21 protein-coding genes are annotated in these 23,706 nt (G+C 44.9%); 12 read left to right on the top strand and 9 right to left on the bottom strand.

What is annotated here, in order from left to right; translation table 11 throughout:
• Positions 1-277: 277 nt before the first annotated feature.
• A complete protein-coding gene (locus AB6E52_RS20425) occupies positions 278-1,072 on the bottom strand; it encodes an ABC transporter permease (RefSeq protein WP_050645084.1) in 795 nt (264 codons plus the stop codon).
• Between the two features lie 437 nt (positions 1,073-1,509).
• Here AB6E52_RS20425 and torE point away from each other — a divergent pair, with 437 nt between their 5' ends.
• From torE to torA, 3 genes are read left to right on the top strand one after another with little or no spacing between them, the layout of a single operon-like run.
• Entirely contained in the window at positions 1,510-1,692 is a 183-nt protein-coding gene (gene torE, locus AB6E52_RS20420) for a trimethylamine N-oxide reductase system protein TorE (protein WP_017060298.1), read from the top strand.
• A gap of 50 nt (positions 1,693-1,742) precedes the next feature.
• Positions 1,743-2,924 carry a pentaheme c-type cytochrome TorC gene (gene torC, locus AB6E52_RS20415; protein ID WP_102320261.1) on the top strand — a complete coding sequence of 394 codons (1,182 nt, stop codon included), beginning with the start codon at positions 1,743-1,745 and terminating at the stop codon, positions 2,922-2,924.
• Between the two features lie 24 nt (positions 2,925-2,948).
• A complete protein-coding gene (torA, locus tag AB6E52_RS20410) occupies positions 2,949-5,411 on the top strand; it encodes a trimethylamine-N-oxide reductase TorA (RefSeq protein ID WP_102320260.1) in 2,463 nt (820 codons plus the stop codon).
• 294 nt (positions 5,412-5,705) lie between these two features.
• Here the strand turns inward: torA and AB6E52_RS20405 are convergent, their stop codons facing one another.
• Positions 5,706-6,920: a putative manganese transporter gene (locus AB6E52_RS20405; protein ID WP_102320259.1), complete on the bottom strand. Its 1,215-nt coding sequence runs from the start codon at positions 6,918-6,920 to the stop codon at positions 5,706-5,708.
• 201 nt (positions 6,921-7,121) lie between these two features.
• Between AB6E52_RS20405 and AB6E52_RS20400 the strand changes: the two genes are divergently transcribed.
• Both AB6E52_RS20400 and AB6E52_RS20395 read left to right on the top strand, forming a co-directional pair.
• Positions 7,122-8,027: a manganese-dependent inorganic pyrophosphatase gene (locus AB6E52_RS20400; RefSeq protein WP_017065328.1), complete on the top strand. Its 906-nt coding sequence runs from the start codon at positions 7,122-7,124 to the stop codon at positions 8,025-8,027.
• A gap of 149 nt (positions 8,028-8,176) precedes the next feature.
• Positions 8,177-8,566, top strand: a complete 390-nt coding sequence (locus tag AB6E52_RS20395; protein ID WP_004734596.1) for a DUF2750 domain-containing protein — start codon at positions 8,177-8,179, stop codon at positions 8,564-8,566.
• Positions 8,567-8,664: 98 nt separating this feature from the next.
• Here AB6E52_RS20395 and AB6E52_RS20390 read toward each other — a convergent pair whose 3' ends face one another.
• From AB6E52_RS20390 to pspF, 7 genes are all read right to left on the bottom strand, one after another.
• Positions 8,665-9,444, bottom strand: a complete 780-nt coding sequence (locus AB6E52_RS20390) for a DUF2927 domain-containing protein (protein ID WP_102320258.1) — start codon at positions 9,442-9,444, stop codon at positions 8,665-8,667.
• Positions 9,445-9,480: 36 nt separating this feature from the next.
• On the bottom strand, positions 9,481-10,263 hold the full coding sequence (locus AB6E52_RS20385; protein WP_017060304.1) for an ATP-binding cassette domain-containing protein: 783 nt from the start codon (positions 10,261-10,263) through the stop codon (positions 9,481-9,483).
• Entirely contained in the window at positions 10,260-11,261 is a 1,002-nt protein-coding gene (locus tag AB6E52_RS20380) for an oligopeptide/dipeptide ABC transporter ATP-binding protein (protein ID WP_017060305.1), read from the bottom strand. Before AB6E52_RS20380 ends, AB6E52_RS20385 begins: the two co-directional genes overlap by 4 nt.
• Positions 11,261-12,148, bottom strand: coding sequence for an ABC transporter permease subunit (locus AB6E52_RS20375; protein ID WP_102320257.1), 888 nt, complete (start codon positions 12,146-12,148; stop codon positions 11,261-11,263). Before AB6E52_RS20375 ends, AB6E52_RS20380 begins: the two co-directional genes overlap by 1 nt.
• A complete protein-coding gene (locus tag AB6E52_RS20370) occupies positions 12,135-13,097 on the bottom strand; it encodes an ABC transporter permease subunit (protein WP_017060307.1) in 963 nt (320 codons plus the stop codon). Before AB6E52_RS20370 ends, AB6E52_RS20375 begins: the two co-directional genes overlap by 14 nt.
• Positions 13,097-14,719 (bottom strand): ABC transporter substrate-binding protein SapA, encoded by a 1,623-nt coding sequence (gene sapA, locus AB6E52_RS20365; RefSeq protein WP_017060308.1) that lies wholly within the window; start codon positions 14,717-14,719, stop codon positions 13,097-13,099. The genes AB6E52_RS20370 and sapA overlap by 1 nt, the downstream gene beginning before the upstream one ends.
• A gap of 102 nt (positions 14,720-14,821) precedes the next feature.
• Positions 14,822-15,844, bottom strand: a complete 1,023-nt coding sequence (gene pspF, locus AB6E52_RS20360; protein WP_017060309.1) for a phage shock protein operon transcriptional activator — start codon at positions 15,842-15,844, stop codon at positions 14,822-14,824.
• Positions 15,845-16,117: 273 nt separating this feature from the next.
• On the opposite strand from pspF, the gene pspA reads away from it, so the two are divergent.
• The 7 genes from pspA to AB6E52_RS20325 all read left to right on the top strand — a co-directional run bounded on the left by pspA (position 16,118) and on the right by AB6E52_RS20325 (position 23,442).
• On the top strand, positions 16,118-16,789 hold the full coding sequence (gene pspA, locus AB6E52_RS20355; protein ID WP_010440091.1) for a phage shock protein PspA: 672 nt from the start codon (positions 16,118-16,120) through the stop codon (positions 16,787-16,789).
• A 14-nt stretch (positions 16,790-16,803) separates the two neighbouring features.
• Positions 16,804-17,037, top strand: coding sequence for an envelope stress response membrane protein PspB (gene pspB, locus AB6E52_RS20350; protein ID WP_004734605.1), 234 nt, complete (start codon positions 16,804-16,806; stop codon positions 17,035-17,037).
• Positions 17,030-17,416, top strand: coding sequence for an envelope stress response membrane protein PspC (pspC, locus tag AB6E52_RS20345; RefSeq protein WP_017065334.1), 387 nt, complete (start codon positions 17,030-17,032; stop codon positions 17,414-17,416). The genes pspB and pspC overlap by 8 nt, the downstream gene beginning before the upstream one ends.
• A 158-nt stretch (positions 17,417-17,574) precedes the next feature.
• Positions 17,575-18,609 (top strand): efflux RND transporter periplasmic adaptor subunit, encoded by a 1,035-nt coding sequence (locus tag AB6E52_RS20340; RefSeq protein ID WP_029235302.1) that lies wholly within the window; start codon positions 17,575-17,577, stop codon positions 18,607-18,609.
• A 1-nt stretch (position 18,610) separates the two neighbouring features.
• Complete coding sequence (locus AB6E52_RS20335) at positions 18,611-19,696, top strand: efflux RND transporter periplasmic adaptor subunit (RefSeq protein ID WP_017060312.1); 1,086 nt, start codon at positions 18,611-18,613, stop codon at positions 19,694-19,696.
• Positions 19,689-22,799: an efflux RND transporter permease subunit gene (locus AB6E52_RS20330; protein ID WP_102320256.1), complete on the top strand. Its 3,111-nt coding sequence runs from the start codon at positions 19,689-19,691 to the stop codon at positions 22,797-22,799. Before AB6E52_RS20335 ends, AB6E52_RS20330 begins: the two co-directional genes overlap by 8 nt.
• A 76-nt stretch (positions 22,800-22,875) precedes the next feature.
• Entirely contained in the window at positions 22,876-23,442 is a 567-nt protein-coding gene (locus AB6E52_RS20325) for a DNA-3-methyladenine glycosylase I (RefSeq protein WP_102320255.1), read from the top strand.
• Positions 23,443-23,706 lie beyond the last annotated feature (264 nt).

Here is a 23,706-nt window from a genome sequence, read left to right as displayed (position 1 = left end):
TTGTACGGTGGTGTGAGAGGACGGAGGCCGTGAGGCCTCCTCCTACTCGATTGTGGAAAACCTACTTCTTCATCTCTCTAATGATCATCTGAGTACGCAACAGCGCTGATTACCATGTGTGTATATGTCTTTGAAATCACCCAAAGATCAAAGGCGATGATCTTCCCTTGGGTCGAAATGGACAAAAAAGGATCTATATTGATTTGGTTATCCACAGTTTCTGTGGATAACCTGTCTCAAATTCAGTGAGTAACCAGATCTAAGTGGAGCAGGGAGGCTATTTCGAAGGCTGTATTTGAGCGAGAACTCGCCCTTCTTTGGTTAAAGATGTCTTCAATGAGAGGTGAAGTGCAAGTGCTAAAGAGCAGCTCATCATCACGAAAATCGCCAGCATGATCATCAGTTGATACTTAATCGCGATCATCGGTGAAGCACCACCTAAGATCTGTCCAGTCATCATTCCCGGCAGCGTTACTAAGCCTGTGGTTGCCATAGAGGCCATGATAGGGGACATCGCTTTCTGTATTGCATTACGTACAAAAGGCGCAGCAGCATAAGTAGGAGACGCGCCTAACGCGATTGCTGCTTCATATTCTGATTTCTGTGTTTCAAAGGCACCAAACAGGTTCTGCAATGCCACGATATTACTGCTTAAGCTATTACCCAATAACATCCCTGCGATTGGGATAAGGTACTGCGCGTTAAAAACCGGTGTCGGCTTAATGATGAAAAAGCAGATGAACAAGACAATAGGTACACAAGTTACCGCAAGGCTAACGGCGACAGGAGCCAAAAGTAGGTTTCTTGGCAGTCTAGATTTTTCAACAATCGAGCTTGCACCGACGATAATCATAGTAAATAACCACAGCAAATTGACCCACAAACTATTCAAAGTGAACAAGTATTCTAGGTAAAGTCCCACCAGAAATAGCTGAATAACCATACGAATGATGCTGATAGAAGCCTCTTTGCCAAGGCCGAGTTTTAACTTGTGGTTGATGGTAATGGGTAGCAAGAGAAGTGAGCTGAAGAACAATAACTGCCACCAAGATATATCAATAACGTCTTGCATAATGTTTCCTTTTAAGTAGGTCCCCATCATATCTGAAAGTGCCAAATGATGCATTTCAGCTTCTCAGCCGTTGCTTTAAAAAATACTCAATAATTTAACAATCAAACCACAAAATATTGGTTTTTTGAGGCATTTTTGGCTACTACTTAGTAGGTAAAACGTTAAAATTGGTTACAATAAGGTTGCGCAGGTGTTGGAATTTAACATTTGTGAAATATACTTAATTCTTCACATTTGTTAATACTTTTTAATAACTTTGTTTAACTAAAAACAACTTTGGATGAGCTCAAAAAAGTATTGATTAGCAAGGGTTATAACGGGAGATTTGATTGAACCCTACTTTGAGTATGGTCTAAAATTTGTCGTTAGATACTTAAGAACTTTAGCCCCATAGAATGGGTTACTCGAAATTACTAAATACAAAATAGGCAAAATGTATGAGTGATGTTAATAAAATTGAAACTAGCGAAAAACATTCGCTGGAGTGGAAGTCTTTCCTCTTCATCGCGGTGGTTCTCTTCCCAATATTAAGTGTGGCTTTTGTAGGCGGTTACGGCTTCCTAGTTTGGGCACTGCAAGTGTTTGTATTCGGACCTCCAGGTGCTCACGGCGGCATGTAATGCCCTCTTGTAACAACATTTTTTAAAATCAATATTTAAGAGAGCTAAACATGAAATCATTTTTAGTTAAATTATGGCGCACAATGACTCGCCCAGCAGTACACATCAGTCTTGGTGTACTAACTATGGGTGGCTTTATCGCCGGTGTTATTTTCTGGGGCGGTTTTAACACAGCTCTAGAGCACACAAATACAGAAGAATTCTGTGTAAGCTGTCACACCATGCGTGACAACGTATACGTAGAACTACAAGAAACGGTTCACTGGAAAAACACTTCTGGTGTACGTGCTACTTGTCCTGACTGTCACGTTCCACATGAATGGACAGCAAAAATCGCTCGTAAGATGCAAGCTTCTAAAGAAGTATTCGCTCAAGTATTTGGTGACCTAGATACGCCTGAGAAATTCGAAGCTCGTCGTATCGAACTGGCTAAACACGAATGGGATCGCTTCTCTTCGAACAAATCTCTAGAGTGTAAAAACTGCCACAACTACGATTCAATGGATTTCGAAAACATGCGCCCAACAGCGCGTATCCAGATGAAGAACGCGGCAGAGCGTGATCAAAGCTGTGTTGACTGTCACAAAGGTATTGCTCACAACCTTCCATTAGATATGGCATCAGCGAGCGGTATTGTTGGCGAGCTAGAAAACGTAGCAAGCAGCACATCTTACGCAAATGGTTCAGACGTGATCTCTATTCGTCACCTACCAATGTACACAGATGAAACAGCTGAAGTTGAAGCGGGTCTATTAAGCCCTGCAAGTAAAGTTGCGGTTATCGACGAAAAAGGCGATATGATCAAGATTCAAATCGACGGTTGGCGTAAAGCGAAAGGCTTCGGACGTGTAATCCAAGAAGACTTCGGTATGAACATCTCAACTGCAATCTTGACGAAAGATGTATCTCAAAGTGACGTTATCACTGTTGGTGAGAAGAAAGAAGATGAGCTTACTGGCCTTCCATGGGAAGAAGTTAACCTAGCACTTTGGATGAAGAAAGAGTCTATGGTTGATAACTTCGATCCAATCTGGAACGCAGCGGGTCAAGCGTACCAATCTAACTGTTCAACGTGTCACTCACAGCCAGATGAAGCTCACTTCAGCGCTAACGGTTGGGTAGGCATGCTAGATGGTATGATTGCATTCGTTAACTTCGATACAGATACAGAAGCACTGGTTCTTAAGTATCTACAGAAGCACTCATCAGATTTTTCTGAAGGCCATCACTAATAAGACGTCAATTGGAGTAACACAATGGCAATTACAAGAAGAAGTTTTCTGAAAGGTGTCGCTACTACAAGTGCGGCATCGGTTATCGGTCCAAGCTTATTGGCGTCGGCATCAGCGTCTGCTGCAGAAACAGACGGCGCGTGGAAAGTCTCTGGTTCTCACTGGGGTGCATTCCGAGCTCGCGTTTACGCGGGTAAAGTACAAGAAATTAAACCTCTAGAAATCGATCAGCACCCAACTGAGATGTTGAAAGGTATTAAAGGTATTATCTACAGCCCATCACGTGTGCGTTACCCTATGGTTCGCCTAGATTGGTTGAAGAAGCATAAATACAGCGCAGACACACGTGGTAACAACCGCTTTATTCGTGTGACTTGGGATGAGGCACTAGACCTTGTTTACCGCGAGCTAGAGCGCGTACAGAAAGATTACGGTCCATGGGCGCTTCACACAGGTCAAACTGGTTGGAGACAAACAGGTCAGTTCCATAGCTGTACTAACCACATGCAACGTGCAATGGCACTTCACGGTTACTCTGTGAAGAAAATCGGTGACTACTCAACAGGTGCTGGTCAAACGATCATGCCTTACGTGCTAGGTTCTACTGAAGTTTACGCACAAGGTACATCTTGGGAACTTATCCTAGAAAACAGTGACAACATTGTTCTTTGGGGTAACGATCCAGTTAAAAACCTTCAAGTAGGTTGGACATGTGAGACTCACGAGTCGTTCGCATACCTAGAACAGCTGAAAGAAAAAGTTGCTAAGAAAGAGATCAACGTTGTTTCTGTTGACCCTGTTAAAAACAAAACAGGTCGTTACCTAGAAAACGAGCAAATGTACATCAACCCACAAACTGATGTGGCGTTCATGCTTGGTGTTGCTCACGTTCTTTACAACGAAGGCCTATACGACAAGAAGTTCATCGAAACTTACTGTCTAGGTTTTGAAGATTTCATCAAGTACGTTCAAGGTGAAACGAAAGACAGAGTTGAGAAGACGCCAGAATGGGCTTCTGCTATCTGTGGCGCAAGCGCGGACTCTATTCGTGACTTCGCTAAGATGCTGGTTAACGGTCGTACACAGATTCTTGTTGGTTGGAGTATCCAACGTCAAGAGCACGGTGAACAACCTTACTGGATGTGTGCAGTTATCGCAGCAATGGTTGGCCAAATTGGTCTACCGGGCGGTGGTATCTCTTACGGTCACCACTACTCTGGTATCGGTGTATCTTCAACTGGCTTCGCTGCTCCGGGTTCTTTCCCGCTGAACATCGACCAAGGTCAATCACCTAAGTACACCAACACAGATTACAACGGCTACAGCCGCGTAATCCCAGTTGCTCGTTGGGTTGATAGCTTGCTAGAGCCTGGTAAGAAGATCAAAGCGAATGGTTCAACGGTAACACTACCTGATATCAAGATGATGGTATTTAGTGGTAACAACCCGTGGCACCACCACCAAGATCGCAACAAGATGCGTAAAGCATTCAAGAGCCTACAAACTGTAGTGGCTGTTGATTTTGCTTGGACTGCAACTTGTCGTCACTCTGACATCGTGCTTCCTGCATGTACTCAGTGGGAACGAAACGATATTGATGGTTATGGCGCATACTCTGGCCGTGGTTTGATCGCAATGCACAAGCTAGTGGATCCTCTGTTCCAGTCTAAGACTGACTTCGAGATCATGTCTAGCCTAACTAAGCGTTGGGGTCGTTACGACGATTACACGCGTGGTATGGACGAAATGCAGTGGGTTAAATCACTGTACGACGAATGTCGCGCTTCAAATGAAGGCAGCTTTGAAATGCCTGAATTTGCTGAGTTCTGGGAGAAAGGTTTCCTAGACTTCGGTAAAGGTAAGCCATGGACTCGTCACGCTTCATTCCGTGAAGATCCAGAGATCAACGCACTAGGTACACCTTCTGGTTTCATCGAAATCACAAGCCGTACTGTTGGCAATATGGGCTACGAGCACTGTCAAGAACACCCAATGTGGTTCGAGAAATCTGAACGTTCACACGGTGGTCCAGGCTCTGACAAACACCCGTACTGGCTACAATCTTGTCACCCAGACAAGCGTCTTCACTCTCAGATGTGTGAATCTGAAGAGTGGCGTGCGACTTACGCGGTACAAGGCCGTGAGCCAATCTACATCAACCCAGTAGATGCTAAGAAGAAAGGCATCAAAGATGGCGATGTAGTACGTGTGTTCAACGACCGTGGTCAACTACTAGCGGGTGCTGTTCTAATGGATAGCTATGCTCCTGGTGTTGTTCGTATCGAAGAAGGTGCTTGGTACGGTCCGATCAACGAGAAAGTGGGCGCGCTAGATACATACGGCGATCCAAACACACTGACTCAAGATATCGGTACGTCTGAACTTGCTCAAGCAACGTCAGCAAACACATGTTTGGTTGATTTCGAGAAGTTCCAAGGCAAACTGCCTCCAGTAACTTCATTCGGTGGTCCAATCGAAGTTTCTTAAGTCTTGTCTTAAGAACCAAGATTAAAGCTTGAATTAAAGCCCCTGTAAGCACTCTTACAGGGGCTTTTTGTATTTTTGATATCAGTGTTGGTGTTTCTAAATAAGCATTATACAGGGCTAATAGAGGGCGTTTTTGAGACAGGCTGTAACGCGCTGTTTGAGAGAGGTGGTAGAAGCAGTGAAGCAGGAAGGGAATGTAAAAAGAACCTGTGGAAAGACTTAAGCAGGCGGAAACAAAAAGGCCGATACAAAGTACCGACCTTACAGAAGCCTATGGAGTTAACTCTACTCAAGTTAGATCTCAAATATAAACCAGTAGCTATAAGCACAGATTAGTGCGGGCACACTAGAGTATAAGGTCGCGACCAGTGCCGCTTTGGGAGCCATCGCAATCGCAGGGAATAGCGCGTCACCATCATTTGAAATTGCGTTACCTACCTGAGCCGAAAGTGGCAGGGCGCCTGAAAGGTATAAGCTAGTGACCAATAATTGCGGTCCACAGCCCGGTAGCAAACCCATCAACACGCCAGCCAGGGGGAGCATGATGCCCCAGCTTGAGAATAGCGTCGCAAAATCAACATTTGCTATCACAGAGCCAAATTCAAAGAAAAGAAAGGCAACCACAACCCACGCTGTCACAAAGTTGGTGTCTTGAGCGGTTTTTTGCAGTGGATGTGAGCCTAAACATTTCTCATCTTCACTTACTGCTGATTTGTAATCTTCAATTTCCCGAGTGAGGCCCCATAGAAACATCGAGCTAATCAATAAAATTGTTCCCGCCCATTCCATCGACATTTCAGGCAACGCGAGTAACTCGTTTACATCGACTTGAAAAGAGCCAAGTAGAGCTACTGCAGCGCCGGGAATAATCAGCACTGACCATAGGTAACCTTGCAGGTTGATCGCCTTTTTAGAGACGGATTCTTTGTCTTGGGATTGAGATGAGCAACTGTGAACGGCTTCATTTTTCTCTGCTTTTTTTGGGCGTAAGAAGTCGTCTGCGTGAAACAAGTTAATGATTCGGCCTGACGCAGTACCCACGATCACGCCCATCGCCATCATGGCTAAACCTGTCTTAGGCTCGCTCGCTATGAGCAGGAAGGCCGCATCACCCATGGTTGAGACGAGCACAGCAACAACTGCGCCGAATCCGAGTTTGCCCGAGATAAATTGTGTGGTAACCACTATCGCACCGCCACAGCCGGGCAACGCGCCCATGAGAGCCGCGAATACCACTTGGTTTGAACGAGATTGATGGACGAGCTTATTGAAGACGTTATCTTTGTTTATGTACAGACTTAACCAGTGGTAAATAGCCAAGGTTAAAGCAACATAACAAGACACTGCCCAAAACGCGTCTGACAAAGTAGTCACCGTCAGCTCTCGTGTAGCTGGGGCTGCAACCAAAGCTGCAAGTGAGACAGGCAAAAGCAGGCGCTTAAATGACAGTGAAAACTGAGTTGTTTTCGCAGCACTACTGCTTGGCAAAAAAGAGATTAGTCGATCCATAGGTGTTACTCAAAATTAGTGGCTTAAGATAAATATATACGAATGATAATAATTATCAATTGCATTTGTTGTTTTTTTATCTATTGTTACTATTGGCTAAACCCACGAAACATGACCAATCTAAAAAAATGAGGTAAAGTATGGCTAATAAAGAGAGGCTCTAAAGGTAGAGTCATAATTGTTAGTGTAATAGGAAGAAACATGATTTTAGTTGTTGGTCACAAAAACCCTGATAGTGACAGTATTTGTAGTGCGTTAGTTGCAACTGAGCTTCTTAAGGCTCGTGGCGAGGAAGCGACACCAATTCGCCAAGGCGAGATCAACCGCGAAACTCAACACATTCTAGAAGTCGCTGGTGCTGAAAAGCCAGAGCTTCGTACTTCTGTTGCTGGTGAGAAAATCTGGCTAGTAGACTACTCAGATCTAGCACAAGCACCAGATGATGTTGCTGATGCAGAGATCGTAGGTATTGTTGATCACCACCGTCTAGGCGACGTGATGACAGTAAACCCAATGGAAGCTTGGATCTGGCCTGTTGGTTGTACAAACACTGTACTTTTCAACATGTTCAAGATTGAAGGTCACGCAATCTCTCAACAAATCGCTAAACTAATGATGTCTGCAATTCTTTCAGACACAGTTGGTTTCGCTTCTCCAACATGTACTCAAAAAGACAAAGACGCGGTTGCTGAGCTTGCTGAAATTGCTGGCGTAACTGACGTTGATGCATTCATCAAAGCGCTTCTAATCGCAAAAACAAACATCGAAGGCCTATCTGCTGCACAGCTAGTAGAAAAAGACCTTAAAGGCTACCCATTCAACGGTCGTGATGTTGTTGTTGGTCAAGTTGAACTTGCGACTCTTGAGCAAGTAGACGGCATGATCGAAGCGCTAGAAGCTGATCTTGAAGAGCGTTGTGAGAAAGACGGTCTAGCGTTCGCAGCGGTAATGCTAACAGATATCACTACTGCTCAAACTCGTCTTCTATACAAAGGTGAGTGGGCTGAGAAATTGGTTAAGCACGAGAAAGGCGGCGTATTAATGATGGAAAATACACTAAGCCGTAAGAAGCAAGGCTGGCCTTGGCTACAAGGTGAGCTTGTTTAATCAAGTCGCTTAATATTAAACGCCTGCTTATTTAGCAGGCGTTTTTCTTTGAAGTAGACTTTCTTCTTCATCGATAATGTTTGAAGTTAACAACACTCGGCATAAAATAGCTTTAAGAGCAAAGTTACTGACTAAAGTAGGAAATTAAGATGACTACACAGCTAGACGATAAAAAAATCGCTGAAATCAACAAGTATACGGGCGAGCAACGCCTGAAATACTGTGTGAAAGAAATCGTAGCAAACCGTGAAGTATGGATCTTAACCGATGAACACGGTTGTGTAATGCTGAACACAGAAGATGAAGATTGTGTTCCAGTATGGCCAAACCAAGAGTTCGCAGAATCATGGGCAACGGGTGATTGGTCTGAGTGTAAAGCTGAGTCTATTTCGTTGAACAAATGGCACAGTCGCTGGACGAACGGTCTAGAAGACGACGAACTTGCTGTTGTAGTATTCCCGAACGAGCAAGAAGAAGGCGTTATCTTGTTCCCGGATGAGTTCGACTTCGAATTGAAAAAGCAGGCAGCTAAGCGCTAGTTCTTTCGTAATACAGTAACATCGTAAGTCAGCGTTGCCTTTCTTAGGCAGCGCTATGATTCAATTATCCCATCTAAGTTACTTCCAACGTATATTCGTCAATACCCAATCAACTGATACAAAGGCGCTTGCTGTGCGGCTTTAGAAGCTTGCTGAAGCACACCTGTTTTGCTGTATCTCTTGAGTATCTTTCGAACGATAGGTTTTACTTCAGATTTTGTCATTCCAGCTTTCAATTCTGGTTCATACAGCAATTGCAGTAGCACTACGTCTAACGGCGATAATAAGTCTTCTGGCGTGTGGTCGTTGAAAATAGAAGGGTAGGCTTTATCTGAATCATTCGGCAGGCCTAGAACTTGTGTGATCTCTTCCACGATACAGGCGACCAGCTTACCTCGCGATCTTGCCTGATCAACCGGGATTACAATCCCAGCGTATACAATCTCGCCTTTAGAATTGGTTCTATAGCCCGCCGTGCAGATGGCTCTATTTAAATGTTGAGTTGATTTGAGCTTGAGCACCGATTTCGCCTCAGATACCCACTGGCTCTGCCTTGTGTATATCCATTTAACGTTCGCTTCGGACTCTTTACTGACGATTGTTATTGGATGTTGGGTGACTTCAGATAAGTGTTTGATATGAAGCTCTGTGATCTCTTGATGCAGTTCCTCATCGCCCACTCGATGATCGATCCAAATCTTGATCGGTTGTTTCCACTTGGCGAGCGGTTTGTTGCCTTGGGAGTATTCGTGTTGAAGCGCGACGTTATAAAAGGCAGTTTCGACGAAGCTTCTATCTAGCCATGTGAGCGGTGTGCTTGTCGCGTTAAAGGACAACAGCACCAACAAGAGGGGAAGCATTGAAGCTGTTCGATACATACTTTTCCCCTCTGCTAAATGTAGCGTGATTCCAGGTTAGTGGTTCGGCGCTTTGGAGAAATGGCTCTCAACCAATCTTTGGGTGATTTGGTGAGTTGGATTGGTTAGCACTTGATCTGTTTCCCCACTCTCAACCACATTGCCTTCATGCATGACAATAATCTTGTCGGTAATGTGCTTAACAATACCGAGGTGTTGAGATACATAAACGAACGATACGCCCATCTCTTCTTGTAACTCTAAGAACAGATTGATGATTTGCGAGCGCATTGCCATGTCCAAACCATTTAAAGCTTCATCAGCAACAATGATGGATGGCTGAAGTATTAAGGCACGAGCCAAACAAACCCTTTGTTTCTGGCCTGCAGCAAGCATCTGAGGGTAGAAATACGCATGTTCCGGTAGAAGGCCTACGCGCAGTAGTGTGTCTTTCACACGACGCATACGAGCTTCTGGAGGCATGTTGGTGTTTCGCTTTAATGGACCTTCAAGAATTCGACCGATCTGAATGCGCGGGTTAAGTGACGTATTCGGATCTTGGAAGATCATTCGAATCAGCTTACAACGAGTCGAGTAGTCTTTGTGCTCTAGCTTTTCGCCATTCACGCGGATCTCGCCTGCGGTTGGCTCCACCATGCCTGCGAGCATTCTGGCTAATGTTGATTTGCCAGAACCATTCTGGCCGATAAAACCAATTGTCTGGCCTGCTTCAAGAGAAAAGCTAACTGGCTTCACCGCCTGATGAATCTTTTTACGGAAAAGACCAGAGCGAGTCGTAAAGTCTTTAGACAAATCACTGACTTCTAATAATGCACTCATGATTTCTTTTTCTTCTCCATATTCAGAGGGAAGTGACAGTTGAACTTATGGTTCTTGATACGTTTCGTATGTGGGATCTCGACACACTGCCTTTGTGCGTATGGGCAGCGAGGCCCTAATCGACAACCAATAGGAAGATGTTGCAGCGGTGGAATTGACCCCGGCAAAGACTGGAGCTTCTCCTTGTGGGGAATCCAGTCGTTAAAGTCTGGCATCGCTTTTAACAAAGCAACGGTGTACGGGTGCTTTGGTGCATCCAACAGCTTCGGTGTATCAGCGGATTCTACCGATTGACCACAGTACATCACGGTAATGCGAGTCGCCCATTGGGTAATGGTGGTTAAGTCATGGCCGATCAACACGATGGTGGTGTTATTGATCTGGTTCATACGACTCAAAAGACGCAATATTTGAGACTGTGTAATTGGGTCTAAATCGTTGGTTGGCTCGTCAGCAATCAAGACTTTTGGCTTGGCAGCGATCGCCATTGCGATCATGACTTTTTGACACTCACCATCTGTCAGCTCATAAGAGTAACTGTCCATTAGGCGAGAGTGGTCTTTGATGCCGACTTTGTGTAGTAATGCGATCGCTTGCTTCTTACGCCACTTAAATCGTTGCCACCAACGACCTTCAAACGAATGGGAAGGGATCGCTTCAACGAGCTGGTTACCTACTTTTTCAGAAGGGTCAAGGCACGTTGATGGCTCTTGGAAGATCATTGCGATATCGCGGGCGATCACTCGGCGTCTTTCTTTCGGCGTCAGTTGCAGTAGGTCGATATTACCTAAGCGCATTCGGTCTGCAGAAACCTTCCAGTTTTCTTTACATACTCCGACGATCGCTTTTGCAACCAAACTCTTACCTGAGCCTGATTCACCTACTAAGCCACGAATTTCCCCTTCATTGAGGGTAATACTCATTCGATCTACGGCTTTAACCATCCCTTGAGGGGTCTCAATCTCGATGGTTAGATGTCGAATATCAAGTAACGGCATTATTCGATTCCTGCATTTAGCGCTTGGCGAACACCTTCACCGACGAGGTTAATCACGATAACTGTAAACATAATAGCTAAGCCGGGTAGGGTAACTGTCCATGGCGCAAGGTAAATCAACTCGACCGAATCACCCAAGATGGAGCCCCATTCGGTACTCGGTGCTTGAGCGCCAAGCCCTAGGAAACCTAAAGCCGTGATATCAAGAATTGCGACTGACAGTGCCAGCGTAACTTCAAGAGCGATCACGGTAAGGATGTTCGGAAGGATTGAGTTCCATAGCAGGTAAAAATCGTTCGCACCATCAAGGCGAGAAGCCAGAATATAGTCTTTTTCTACTTCAGCATGCACGGCAATGTACACCGAGCGTATAAAGCGCGGGATCAGTGCCAAGCACAAGGCGAGCAAGATATTAAACTCCCCAAAGCCAAGGAATGCCACGAAGATAATCGCCAGCAGAAGAGATGGAATCGACATAACAGTATCAAGCAGGTGGTTTAGCGTGCTTGATAGTAAACCGCGCGTCATACCAGCAAGTACGCCAATCAGACAACCAATGACGGCTGCGATAAAGGTAATCACCACCGCGGCGCCGAAGGTTAACTGAGAGCCAATTATTAGGCGAGAGAGAATATCTCTGCCTAAGTCATCCGTACCCAAAAAGTATTCTACCGTTCCCGCAGGATCCCAAGAGGGCGGCGTTAATAGGTGACCGGTTTGTTCTTGTGCATCATGCGGGGTTAGCCACGGTGAAGTGACGGTGACCAGAATGATAAGCACCAAACACCACAAGCCAAACATAGCTAGATTATTGCTGCGGAAGCTGCGCCAGAAACGTTCGAACTGGGTTGGAATCTGTTCTTCTTGGTAGACGTTATTTGTTAGCATACCATTCCTTCCTTACCAGTGGATTGATCATCGCGCCCAGTAGATCGGACAGAATATTAGCGGTCAAAACTAAGGTAGCCACCACAATTACACCAGCTTGAATTGAAACGTAATCTTGATTCGATAAGGCATCTAATAACCAGCGGCCAATGCCCGGCCAGTTAAAGATAGACTCGGTAACAATAGCAAGCGTTAACATACTCGATAGCTGAACACCGACCTTAGGAATAATCGGAGGTATCGCGTTTCTTAGCACGTGCTGCGTGATGATCTCTCTAGTGGAAAGACCTTTAATTCGCGCAGCGCGGATGTAGTTTTGCGTCATTACTTCAGCCACTGACGCTCTCATCAATCGGATGACCTGAGTCGTTGGCGCCAGTGCTAAAACAAGACAAGGCAACGCCATGTGCTCGATAACACTTTGTAGTGCGTGCGCACGGTAGCGACCCTCGGCAAAAAAGGCGTCAATCATCGCGAATCCAGTCACGTGTTCAATCTCGTAAAGTAGGTCGTATCGGCCACCAACTGGGAACATTTCAAAGTGCAGTGAAAACACCATGATCATCAGCAACGCGACCCAAAATATAGGCGCAGAGTAACCGGCCATTGAGGTGAACGATATGGTGGTATCAACAAATTTACCTTGTCTCATACCAGCAATGGTGCCGAAAGGGATACCGATGATGAGTGCCAACACAAAGGCAAAGAAGCACAGCTCTAGCGTTGCAGGGAACACCAGGACCAACTCATCGATGATAGGCACACCGTGTTTGCTTAGGCCAAAGTTTAGCGTCGATAATTCAGTGATATAGCTAATCCAACCGGGCCAAAAATCTTGAATTGCCCAAGGTGAGGTTTGGTCTAATCGAAGCAGGGAAAAACCTACCAAGGTCAGAATTCCTAGCGTAATAACGAATAAGTTTACACGTCTTAATGTATACCAAAACATTACTGCACCTCTCTTCTGACTTGATCAAAAGGTTGGGCATTGAAAGGACTTGCTTTAAAGCCTGTTAGCGAACGATCGTGCACGCGAAATTGCACGCCATGAGCTAAAGGAATCACAGGAACTTCTTCATTGAGAATGTTTTGGGCTTGTCGGTACAAGTTCACACGGTGCCTTTGTTGATTGATCTCTAATGCTAAGTCGAGAAGGAAATCAAAGTCTGAATTACACCACATCGAGACGTTTAACCCTGCACGCTCAGAGCTGCATGAGAGCAGCGGACGTAAGAAGTTGTCCGGGTCACCGGTATTGCCTATCCAGCCTGTAAGCAACAAGTCTGTTGAGGAAATAGAGGACAACTGTGTGCGGTCAAATCGGTCGTCGGTATAGAGTTTCAATTCAATACCAATATCGGCTAAGTTTGCTTGGATAAGTTCTGCCGTTTTTCTTGGACTTGGATTGTATGCGCGTGGCTCTAGTGGTACCCACATTGAAAGCTCTAACCCAGGTTCAACGCCAGCTTCTTTGAGAAGCGCAACCGCATAGTTTCGGTCGTAGCGAACTTGAACGCTGTCTTTTTGGTGAGCCCAAGAAGTCGGAGGAAGCAAGGTGTAGGCTTTGGTTCCTGTACCGTAATACACAGAATCAAGAATGTTCTGACGATTGATAGCTAAGTTGAGCGCTTTACGAACTCGAGAGTCACGCAGTGCAGGGTGCTCAGTATTCAGCGCGATGAAAGAGACATTAACCGCCGGAGTAGCAGAAATCTTCAACTCTTCATGAGCCTGAATAATAGGGATTTGGCTAGAAATTGGTGAGTTGAGCACGTCACACTCACTACGCAGAAGCTTGGCAAGTGTGCCTGTTCCACGTTGCGAAGTATCGAACACAACTTGGTCCATTTGTACTTCACCCTTCCAGTAGTGCTTGTTCTTTTTCAAGCGCACTAGGTCGTTGATTTGGTATTCATCCAAGTAGAAAGGGCCAGTGCCGACTGGATTGGAATCGATTCGATTTTTCTCATCCGCTGCAATGAGCTGATTGGCATACTCTTTAGAGTGAATGACCGCATAGCTGGTGGCGATGTTATTGAGAAATGAATTGTCTGGGCGACTTAATTGGAATTTCACTGTTAGGTCGTCAACCGCGGTGATATCGACAATCAGGGTCTTGAAGTCGATTCCGGCAAACCACGGGTATAGGCCGCCACCCACATAATGAAATGGGTTTGAACTATCAATGACACGTTCAAAGCTAAACACCACATCTTGTGCATTCATGCTACGAGTAGGGGTGAACCAGTCTGTCGTTTGGAACGCAACATTTGGGCGCAGTTTGAACGTGTACTCTGTACCTGATTTATCAACAGACCAACTTGTCGCCAAGTTCTGTTTTGGTCGGTACGTCATCGGATCAAGAGTGAGCAGTGTATCGAAAATTTGAGGACTCAGCGATTCTGCGGTAATGCCACTATCAACCAGCTGTGGGTTGAAGGTACTAGGATTACCTTGGCCGCAATAAATGAAGCCTTTTTCACGGATTTGCTCGTGATTCACACTCTCACCACATCCAGCGAGAAAGCTCAGCGTACAGATGCTCAGTGATAGTCTTATTAGTGCTTTCATAAAAAGAAATACTTTTCGAAACGAGGCGTTAGAGGAGCCTCAAGATCCGGACAATTTAACATTTTATTTATTCGGCTCCAAATAATAATCAAGCGTGGACAGCTATTTATCGTTAGCTTGTCCGACAATCGCGTACTTCCTCACCATTCCACGTAATTGGTTGTAGGTTAACCCAAGTAATTCTGCGGCTTGTTTCTGGTTATATTTGCTCTGTTTGAGGGCTTGGTTGAGTAGCTTGATGTCTTGTTGTTCTTGCCATGCTTTGTAATCAAGCGGCAAAGAAAACAAGCTCTCTGATGAAGTATGGCTGTTAGACGGCTCATTGCCAGTTTCCGGAGAGGAATCTTGCTCTGTTTTCCATGCGGGTTTAAATGGGTTAAACACCAAATATTCAATAGGATATGGATCTTTTCCGTGCTGATAGATAGCTCGCTCAATGACGTTTTTGAGTTCTCGTACATTCCCTGGCCAAGAATAATCCAAAAGCGATTCAACGGCAGAGGGGGCAAAGCCAACAAACAACTCCAATTCCAATTCACGACACATCTTAATGGCGTAATATTCTGCCAGTAGCATGATGTCTTCTTTTCGCTCACGCAAAGGAGGGATAGTAATGACGTCAAACGCCAGTCTATCTAATAGGTCTGCTCGGAATTCGCCCTTTAATGCCATGTCTGGTAAGTCGGCATTGGTTGCACACACCAGTCTGACATTGGCACTTAGTGCCTTTTGCCCACCGACACGTTCATATTGCCCGTATTCAATAACGCGCAGTAGTTTCTCTTGAACCGCAAGGGGAGTGGTCGCCAGCTCATCCAGAAACAGCGTTCCGCCTTCTGCTCTTTCAAAACGACCTTGATGACGCCCTTTCGAACCCGTAAAGGATCCCGATTCATGACCAAACAGTTCTGAATCAATCAAACCTTCACTTAAGGTTGAGCAGTTCAATGAGATCAAAGGTTGATCCCAACGTCTTGAAAGGTAATGCAGTCTTTGTGCGATCAACTCTTTACCTGTGCCACGTTCGCCAATGATCAGAATGGGTCTTTCTATTGGTGCGAGTTGGGAAACTTTATCTAACACAGAGAGAAAGCTAGGTGATTCACCAATGAGGTTCTGCTGCATAGCGGGTCCTTGTATGAATTAATCGCTGGAGAGGTCATGTAAGAGCCATAGTGGTGAAAAATACCAATACTTGGCTAAATTCATCATAGCATGGTTCGAGTTAATCACCATTTTATTGTAAGTAACTGATAATAAATGGCTTAAAAGTTGGCACGCTACTTGGATTATTTATGGTAGGTTTAACAACAAACGTAAATTTTTGAGCAAGTGGATTGATAAAGTCGCACAACGATTTGAAACGCATTTGCCATCATTGTAATTAAGGAGTTCCTCATGGGTATTTTTTCTCGCTTTGCAGACATTGTAAATTCAAACATCAGTGCACTATTAGATAAGGCTGAAGATCCAGAAAAGATGATTCGTCTTATTATCCAAGAAATGGAAGACACCTTAGTTGAAGTTCGTACCAACTCAGCAAAAGCAATTGCTGACAAGAAAGAGCTAGCGCGTAAAGTAGAAGCTATCGAAACACAGATTCTAGATTGGCAAAATAAAGCGACACTTGCCCTGACCAAACAACGCGAAGATTTGGCGAGAGCGGCGCTAATCGAAAAGCAAAAACTGGAAGACATCATCAAGAGCCTTCACACCGAACAAACCTTGGTTCATGAAACCATCGAAAAATTGACGAGTGAAATTGGTAAACTTGAAACAAAAATCGCAGAAACTCGTGCAAAGCAACAAGCATTAATGATTCGTAACAATGCGGCAAGCAACCGTCGTGATGTTCAAAAACACCTGCACTCAAGCAAAACCAACGAAGCAATGGCGAAGTTTGAGCAATTCTCGCGTAAAGTGGATGAATTAGAAGCTGAAGCGGACGTTTACGCTAAGACTGGCAACGCAAAATCTTTAGACCAAGAGTTTGCCGAGCTACAAGCTCAAGATGAAATCGAAAAAGAGCTAGCGAAACTGAAGCAACAAGTTGAAAACCGCGATAAATAATCTAGGAGTTGTCTATGTCAACATTTCTAATTGCAGGTCCACTGATTGTCTTTTTAATCTTCGTGGCACCGCTATGGTTATTCTTACATTACCGCAGCAAGAAGAAATCCAGCAATGGTCTTTCTGAAACGGATCTTCAACGTCTGCATAAGCTTTCTGCGCAAGCCGAATCCATGCAAGACCGAGTGAAAACGCTAGAAAAAATACTGGATGCGGAGTCGCCTAACTGGAGACGAAACTATGAGTAGAGAACTGTATCGCGACACGATTAACGGCAAATTGTCTGGTGTGTGTGCAGGGTTAGCGAACTATTTTGGCCTTGAAGTGTGGTTGGTTCGCATCTTAGTTATCTCAGCAGCACTGCTTGGTGGTAGTTTTCTGGTGTTATTAGCGTATTTAGCTTTGACATTTATGCTTGAAAAACAACCACCTCAGTATGTCGACCAAATGAAGGCGAAACAAGAGCATACGCTGAAGCAAAAGCCTTGGGAAAAAGGGCAAACTGCAGAGTCGCTATTGAACACTTTAGAGGGTGATTTCCAGAAGTTAGAGACCAGTGTCCGCAACATGGAAGCTTATGTCACCTCAGATACGTTTAAAGTGAATCGTGAATTTAAGAACATGTAGTGGTAAAACCTAAAAAGGATTAGATAACGGTTTAGGAAAATTTATTCCAAGCCGTTATTTTTTTTAATAATTTTCTCTAAATAAATCTTACGCTGACTGGTAAGTTACATGTGATTAATCTATGTTATAAAAATATTTATAGATATGGATGATCACCAATGTATAGAGCCTCCCTTGTCCTATTGACTGCCTTAGCTGGGTTGTCTGGGTGTGGTAAGGAGCTTCCTCCCGTGCCTGAACCTGAGTCCAGACCCGCCAAACTCTTCACTGTCTCCGTCGGTAATAATGCCTTTGAGCGTAATTTCCCTGCTACCACAGAAGCTGGTGACAGAGCGGTACTCGCATTCCGTGTTCCTGGGTTATTGCAGAGCATCGATGTGACCGCTGGGCAGCACGTGTCTAAAGGCGACGAGCTTGCTAAGTTAAATCCCGATGAATATCAACTACTAGAGAAGCAAGCAAAAGCGAATTTTCAGCTAGCCGATGTTCAATATCAACGTGCGATCAAACTTCGTAAAGATCGTGTGGTATCAGAGCAAGATTTCGACCAAGCGAAAGCGAACCACAATTCAGCTCGCGCGGTGCTTAATCAAGCTAACGCGAATCTTCGCTACACCACTTTGGTTGCGCCGTATGACGGAACCATTTCCATCATTCCTGCTGAAAACCATGAATACATTGCGGCTAAACAAGGCGTGATGAATATTCAAACCAATCAAATTCTTAAAGTCGTCTTCTTATTACCCGACCAACTTATTACGCGCTTTTCATCAGGGGTCGAGATTGATGCAACCATGGTTTTTGATGCGTTTCCTGAAAACTCTTACGTTTTAACCTTCCAAGAAGTGGATACCGAAGCTGACCCGAAAACAGGTTCGTACAAAGTCACCATGGTAATGGAAAGACCCACCGATGTGGGTATTTTGCCCGGTATGTCTGGCTCGGTAAATCTCGTTTCATCGTTAGCGGCGGCCACCAAAATACCAACGTCAGCAATGATGACCGATGGGGATGATGTCTCTGTATGGCGTGTGAATAGCGACGGCATTGTTGAAAATGTTGCCATTGTCATCGATGAAAAACGCCATATCGTCTCTGGATTGAACGATGGCGATCGCATTGTGACTTCTGGCGTCAATGGTCTTGAGTCGGGCATTAAAGTTCGAGAGTGGATCAAGGAAAGGGGGCTATAACATGAAAACACTTAAAGTGGCTGCTGGCCTGTCGTGTTTAGCCTTACTGACGGCTTGTGAAGATAAGCAAGCTGTAGAAGTGAATAACACGCCCTTGGTTAAAGCTATCGAGATTTCAGTCATCGATTTTAGCGACAAACTCTATTTCCCTGCGGTAGCAAACGCTGCTGAGAAGGCTCACCTCAGTTTCCGAGTTGCGGGTGAAATCTTCAAGCTAGATGTGAAGGAAGGTGAACGAGTTGCCAAAGGGGACATCATTGCCGAGCTTGACCCTACCGATTATCAATTGGATGTGGACAATGCTCAAGCTCGTTACACGGTAATCAATAGTCAATACCGACGTTCGAGTCCGCTAGTGAAGAAAGGCTTATTGGCTAAGTCGCAATTCGATGAAATTGCCGCTCAACGCCAGATTGCTTATGCCGAGTTGGAACTGGCGAAACTGCGCTTATCGTTCACTATGCTTCGTGCGCCTGTTGATGGGATTATTTCTCGAGTCAGTGTCGACCAATATGAAAATATTCAGGTAGGCCAACAGATTGTGAACATTCACAGTGTTGAGGATGTCGAAGTTGTGATTCAGCTCCCTGACCAAATTTATGTGAATCAACCCAATGAAACGCTCCTCTCGAACGTGGAAGCTGTGGTGAGAGTGCCAAGCGGTAATGAATACACCGCAGGTATTAAAGAGTTCACCACTGAACCCGATCCAAGTACGGGTACCTTCACGGTTACATTAGCTTTGCCGATGCCAGAAGACGATTTGATTCTTGATGGTATGGCCGTTGATGTGACTTCAAACGGGCGGGATATCGGTTTGGAGCTAAAAGCTGGTGTACTTATTCCGATCGAAGCGGTATTCAATGCAGACGGTGATGAACTGGATCGTAAAAACTCTTATGTGTGGGTTCTTAACGACGACAAGACAGTCTCGAAACAACAAGTCGTGTTAGGAAAAGCAAACCAGGAAACATTGCAGGTAGTGAAAGGATTGGAAATGGGGCAGCATGTCGTTGTTGCAGGCGTATCGCGATTGCGAGATGGGATGACAGTGGAAGTATTGTCTCAGGAGACGAACAATGAGTGAAGTAAAAAACAAGCCCCAAAATGACGATCAACAGGGTGATGATCAGATCACAGGTGTTGCTTCTTACTTTATACGTAACAAAGTCATTAGCTGGATGCTATCTCTGATCTTTCTTATTGGTGGTGTTTCAGCATTCTTCGGTTTGGGGCGTTTAGAAGATCCTGCCTTTACCATCAAAGATGCAATGGTCGTGACTTCATACCCGGGGGCAACGCCTCAGCAGGTGGAAGAAGAAGTTACCTACCCACTAGAGAAAGCGATTCAACAGCTTACCTATGTCGACGAAGTGAACTCTATTTCAAGCCGTGGCCTGTCTCAGGTAACGGTAACGATGAAGAATAACTATGGTCCGGACGATCTTCCGCAAATTTGGGATGAACTTCGCCGAAAAGTGAATGATCTTAAGGTTGAACTGCCACCTGGGGTCAATGATCCTCAAGTCATTGATGACTTCGGTGACGTTTACGGGATCTTGCTTGCGGTGACGGGTGATGGTTATAGCTACAAAGAGCTGCTGGATTACATTGATTATCTAAGGCGAGAGCTGGAGTTGGTTGATGGGGTCAGTAAGGTCTCTGTTTCTGGTCAACAACAAGAGCAAGTATTCATTGAGATATCGATGAAGCGGATAAGCTCCTTAGGTCTGTCTCCAAGCACGGTATTTAATCTTTTATCGACTCAAAATATTGTATCAAGTGCAGGAGCGGTAAGGATTGGTGATGAATATATTCGAATCCATCCAACGGGTGAGTTCCAGAACGTTGAACAGCTTGGAGATTTGATTCTTACGGAAGGTGGCGCTCAAGGGCTTATCTATCTAAAAGATGTGGCGAATGTAACTCGTGGTTACGTTGAGGTACCGAGTAACATCATTGGTTATAACGGCGAACTCGCGCTTAACCTGGGTGTCTCTTTTGCGCAAGGCGTGAACGTGGTCGCAGTGGGTGAAGACTTTGATCGAAGACTCGCCGAGCTTAAATATCAACAACCCGTCGGTATCGACATCTCCGAGGTTTATAACCAACCTAAAGAGGTGAACAAGTCGGTAAGCGGATTTGTGGTGAGTTTAGGGCAGGCGGTTGCGATCGTAATCGTGGTGTTACTGTTCTTCATGGGAGTACGATCGGGTCTGTTGATTGGTTTGATACTGCTATTGACCGTATTCGGCACCTTTATTTTCATGCAGTACTTCAAAATCGACCTTCAACGTATTTCACTGGGCGCGTTGGTTATTGCCTTGGGGATGCTGGTGGATAATGCCATTGTGGTGGTGGAGGGGATATTGATCGGCACGCAGAAGGGGCGAACCCGGATGCAGGCCGCCACTGATATCGTGACCCAAACCAAATGGCCACTGCTCGGTGCAACGGTGATTGCGGTCACCGCGTTTGCTCCAATTGGTTTGTCTGAAGATTCAACGGGCGAATACTGTGGCACCTTGTTCACGGTACTATTGATTTCATTGATGCTGAGTTGGTTTACTGCTATCTCGATCACGCCGTTTTTTGCCGATATCTTCTTCAGAGGACAGAAGGTTGATCCCGATAACGAAGGCAAAGACCCATACAACGGGATGGTTTTTGTTATCTATAAAAACTTCCTTGAGTTCTGTATGAAACGCGCGTGGCTAACCATGATCGTTCTGGTGATTGGTTTAGGTGCGAGTGTGTACGGTTTTGGCTTTGTGAAACAAGCATTCTTCCCATCTTCAACTACTCCGATGTTCCAAGTGGATGTTTGGATGCCAGAAGGTACGGATATTCGAGCAACTAATACCAAGTTGAGAGTGCTTGAGAGTTGGTTGTCGGAACAAAGTGAAGTTGAACATATCACGACCACGGCCGGTAAAGGTCTGCAGCGTTTCATGTTGACCTACTCACCCGAGAAGAGTTATAGCGCGTATGGCGAAATCACGGTTCGTGTGACAGATTATCAGGTACTTGAAGGGCTGATGCGTCGCTTCCGTGAACACGTTGACAGTCAGTTCCCTGAAATTGATTACAAACTTAAGCAAATTGAATTAGGCCCTAGTGGCGGTGCGAAAATTGAGGCTCGAATCGTCGGTTCAGACCCAACCGTGCTACGTTCAATCGCAGCTCAAGTTATGGACATCATGCGTGCTGATGACGGAGCATTTAACGTTCGTCATGATTGGCGTGAAAGAACTAAGGTATTAGAGCCTCAGTTCAATGAAAGCCAAGCGCGTCGTTATGGTATTACCAAGTCTGACGTTGATGATTTCCTAGCGATGTCTTTCTCTGGTAAGTCGATTGGTGTGTATCGTGATGGTACTACGTTGATGCCTATTGTGGCTCGTTTACCTGAAGATGAGCGAGTTGATATTCGCAACATCGAAGGTATGAAGATTTGGAGCCCGGCATTAAGCGAATATATTCCGTTGCAGCAAGTGACGCTTGGCTACGAATTGGAATGGGAAGATCCACTTATCATCCGTAAGAACCGTAAGCGTATGCTGACGGTAATGGCCGACAACGACCTATTGGGTGAAGAAACGGCTTCGACGTTACAGAAACGCTTACAGCCACAAATTGAAGCGATTGAGATGCCACCGGGTTATTCGTTGGAGTGGGGTGGTGAATATGAGTCATCTGCTGATGCACAAGCGTCTCTGTTTACCACTATGCCGATGGGTTACCTGTTCATGTTCTTGATTACCGTGTTCTTGTTCAACTCGGTCAAAGAACCGCTAATTGTTTGGCTAACGGTTCCATTAGCGCTAATCGGGGTAACGACAGGCTTATTAGCCTTGAATACACCATTTGGCTTCATGGCATTGCTAGGCTTCTTGAGTTTATCCGGGATGCTACTTAAGAACGGTATCGTACTGCTTGACCAAATTGAGATTGAGATGAAGTCCGGTAAAGATCCATATGTAGCGGTTGTTGATGCGGCACTGAGTCGTGTTCGTCCGGTATGTATGGCTGCGATCACCACCATTCTTGGTATGATCCCTCTACTACCGGACATCTTCTTTAAACCAATGGCAGTAACCATCATGTTTGGTTTAGGCTTTGCGACTGTACTCACGCTAATCGTAGTACCTGTGCTGTATCGTTTATTCCATAAAATTGAAGTGGCTTAACGTCAACTAACCTTTGAAATAATGCCCCTAATTGGGGCATTATTTTTATGTACGATTACTAAAAGAGACTATCGAAATGGAAGCGAATACAGTGGATAGAACGTGTGCATGGGCGCTTAAACATGAGCTTGAAAGGGAGTACCACGATGCAGAGTGGGGCGTGCCTGTTTATGATGACCAAGTTCTGTTTGAGTTCATTACTTTAGAAGGTGCTCAAGCCGGTCTGAGTTGGATTACGATCCTTAAAAAGCGTGAAGGCTATCGTGCCGCGTTCGATGATTACGATCTAAACAAGCTAGCTGAGCTGAATGAAGACAACGTGCCGCACATCATTGAAAACTTCGATGTGGTTAAACACAGGGGTAAGATTGCTTCGGTATACAACAATGCACGAGCAACGCTTGAATTACAGAAAGAGTTCGGCTCTCTTTCTAATGCCTTATGGCAATTTGTTGATAATGAAGTGATCGTGAATCAATGGACTGAGATGTCTCAAGTTCCCGCTTCTACCGAGCAATCTAAAGCGATGAGTAAGTTTTTGAAGAAGAGAGGCTTTAAGTTTGTAGGAGAAACAATCTGTTACGCATTTATGCAAGCAACAGGTATGGTCAATGATCATTTAGTCGGTTGCCCACACAAATAAAGTGTTATTTATTTCAGCGGAACAATCACTTAGAAATTGAAAAATTCATAGCCATTTTTTCATCGCTCTGAGATCTTTAAGTGGATGTGCTTTAAGGTTCAATATTGGCTTTGAAAGCTTCTGGACTATGAGCGGTTTGTATTATGAGCTGAAGTATCTGAATATGAGTATTTTGAGTTATGCTTTAAACAGAAAAAGGCAGGAATATCCCTGTCTCTTGATCACAAGTCTGGTTAATCAAGAGACTTAGCGAGTTCATACCCT

This window comes from Vibrio sp. 10N.247.311.13, assembly GCF_041467595.1.
GTDB lineage: Bacteria > Pseudomonadota > Gammaproteobacteria > Enterobacterales > Vibrionaceae > Vibrio > Vibrio crassostreae_C.
This window is presented reverse-complemented; position numbering and strand designations above follow the sequence as displayed.

Coding starts and splice junctions, on each gene's coding strand:
- AB6E52_RS20425 (WP_050645084.1), bottom strand. CDS start 1,072: ATGCAAGACGTTATTGATATATCTTGGTGGCAGTTATTGTTCTTCAGC.
- torE (WP_017060298.1), top strand. CDS start 1,510: ATGAGTGATGTTAATAAAATTGAAACTAGCGAAAAACATTCGCTGGAG.
- torC (WP_102320261.1), top strand. CDS start 1,743: ATGAAATCATTTTTAGTTAAATTATGGCGCACAATGACTCGCCCAGCA.
- torA (WP_102320260.1), top strand. CDS start 2,949: ATGGCAATTACAAGAAGAAGTTTTCTGAAAGGTGTCGCTACTACAAGT.
- AB6E52_RS20405 (WP_102320259.1), bottom strand. CDS start 6,920: ATGGATCGACTAATCTCTTTTTTGCCAAGCAGTAGTGCTGCGAAAACA.
- AB6E52_RS20400 (WP_017065328.1), top strand. CDS start 7,122: ATGATTTTAGTTGTTGGTCACAAAAACCCTGATAGTGACAGTATTTGT.
- AB6E52_RS20395 (WP_004734596.1), top strand. CDS start 8,177: ATGACTACACAGCTAGACGATAAAAAAATCGCTGAAATCAACAAGTAT.
- AB6E52_RS20390 (WP_102320258.1), bottom strand. CDS start 9,444: ATGTATCGAACAGCTTCAATGCTTCCCCTCTTGTTGGTGCTGTTGTCC.
- AB6E52_RS20385 (WP_017060304.1), bottom strand. CDS start 10,263: ATGAGTGCATTATTAGAAGTCAGTGATTTGTCTAAAGACTTTACGACT.
- AB6E52_RS20380 (WP_017060305.1), bottom strand. CDS start 11,261: ATGCCGTTACTTGATATTCGACATCTAACCATCGAGATTGAGACCCCT.
- AB6E52_RS20375 (WP_102320257.1), bottom strand. CDS start 12,148: ATGCTAACAAATAACGTCTACCAAGAAGAACAGATTCCAACCCAGTTC.
- AB6E52_RS20370 (WP_017060307.1), bottom strand. CDS start 13,097: ATGTTTTGGTATACATTAAGACGTGTAAACTTATTCGTTATTACGCTA.
- sapA (WP_017060308.1), bottom strand. CDS start 14,719: ATGAAAGCACTAATAAGACTATCACTGAGCATCTGTACGCTGAGCTTT.
- pspF (WP_017060309.1), bottom strand. CDS start 15,844: ATGCAGCAGAACCTCATTGGTGAATCACCTAGCTTTCTCTCTGTGTTA.
- pspA (WP_010440091.1), top strand. CDS start 16,118: ATGGGTATTTTTTCTCGCTTTGCAGACATTGTAAATTCAAACATCAGT.
- pspB (WP_004734605.1), top strand. CDS start 16,804: ATGTCAACATTTCTAATTGCAGGTCCACTGATTGTCTTTTTAATCTTC.
- pspC (WP_017065334.1), top strand. CDS start 17,030: ATGAGTAGAGAACTGTATCGCGACACGATTAACGGCAAATTGTCTGGT.
- AB6E52_RS20340 (WP_029235302.1), top strand. CDS start 17,575: ATGTATAGAGCCTCCCTTGTCCTATTGACTGCCTTAGCTGGGTTGTCT.
- AB6E52_RS20335 (WP_017060312.1), top strand. CDS start 18,611: ATGAAAACACTTAAAGTGGCTGCTGGCCTGTCGTGTTTAGCCTTACTG.
- AB6E52_RS20330 (WP_102320256.1), top strand. CDS start 19,689: ATGAGTGAAGTAAAAAACAAGCCCCAAAATGACGATCAACAGGGTGAT.
- AB6E52_RS20325 (WP_102320255.1), top strand. CDS start 22,876: ATGGAAGCGAATACAGTGGATAGAACGTGTGCATGGGCGCTTAAACAT.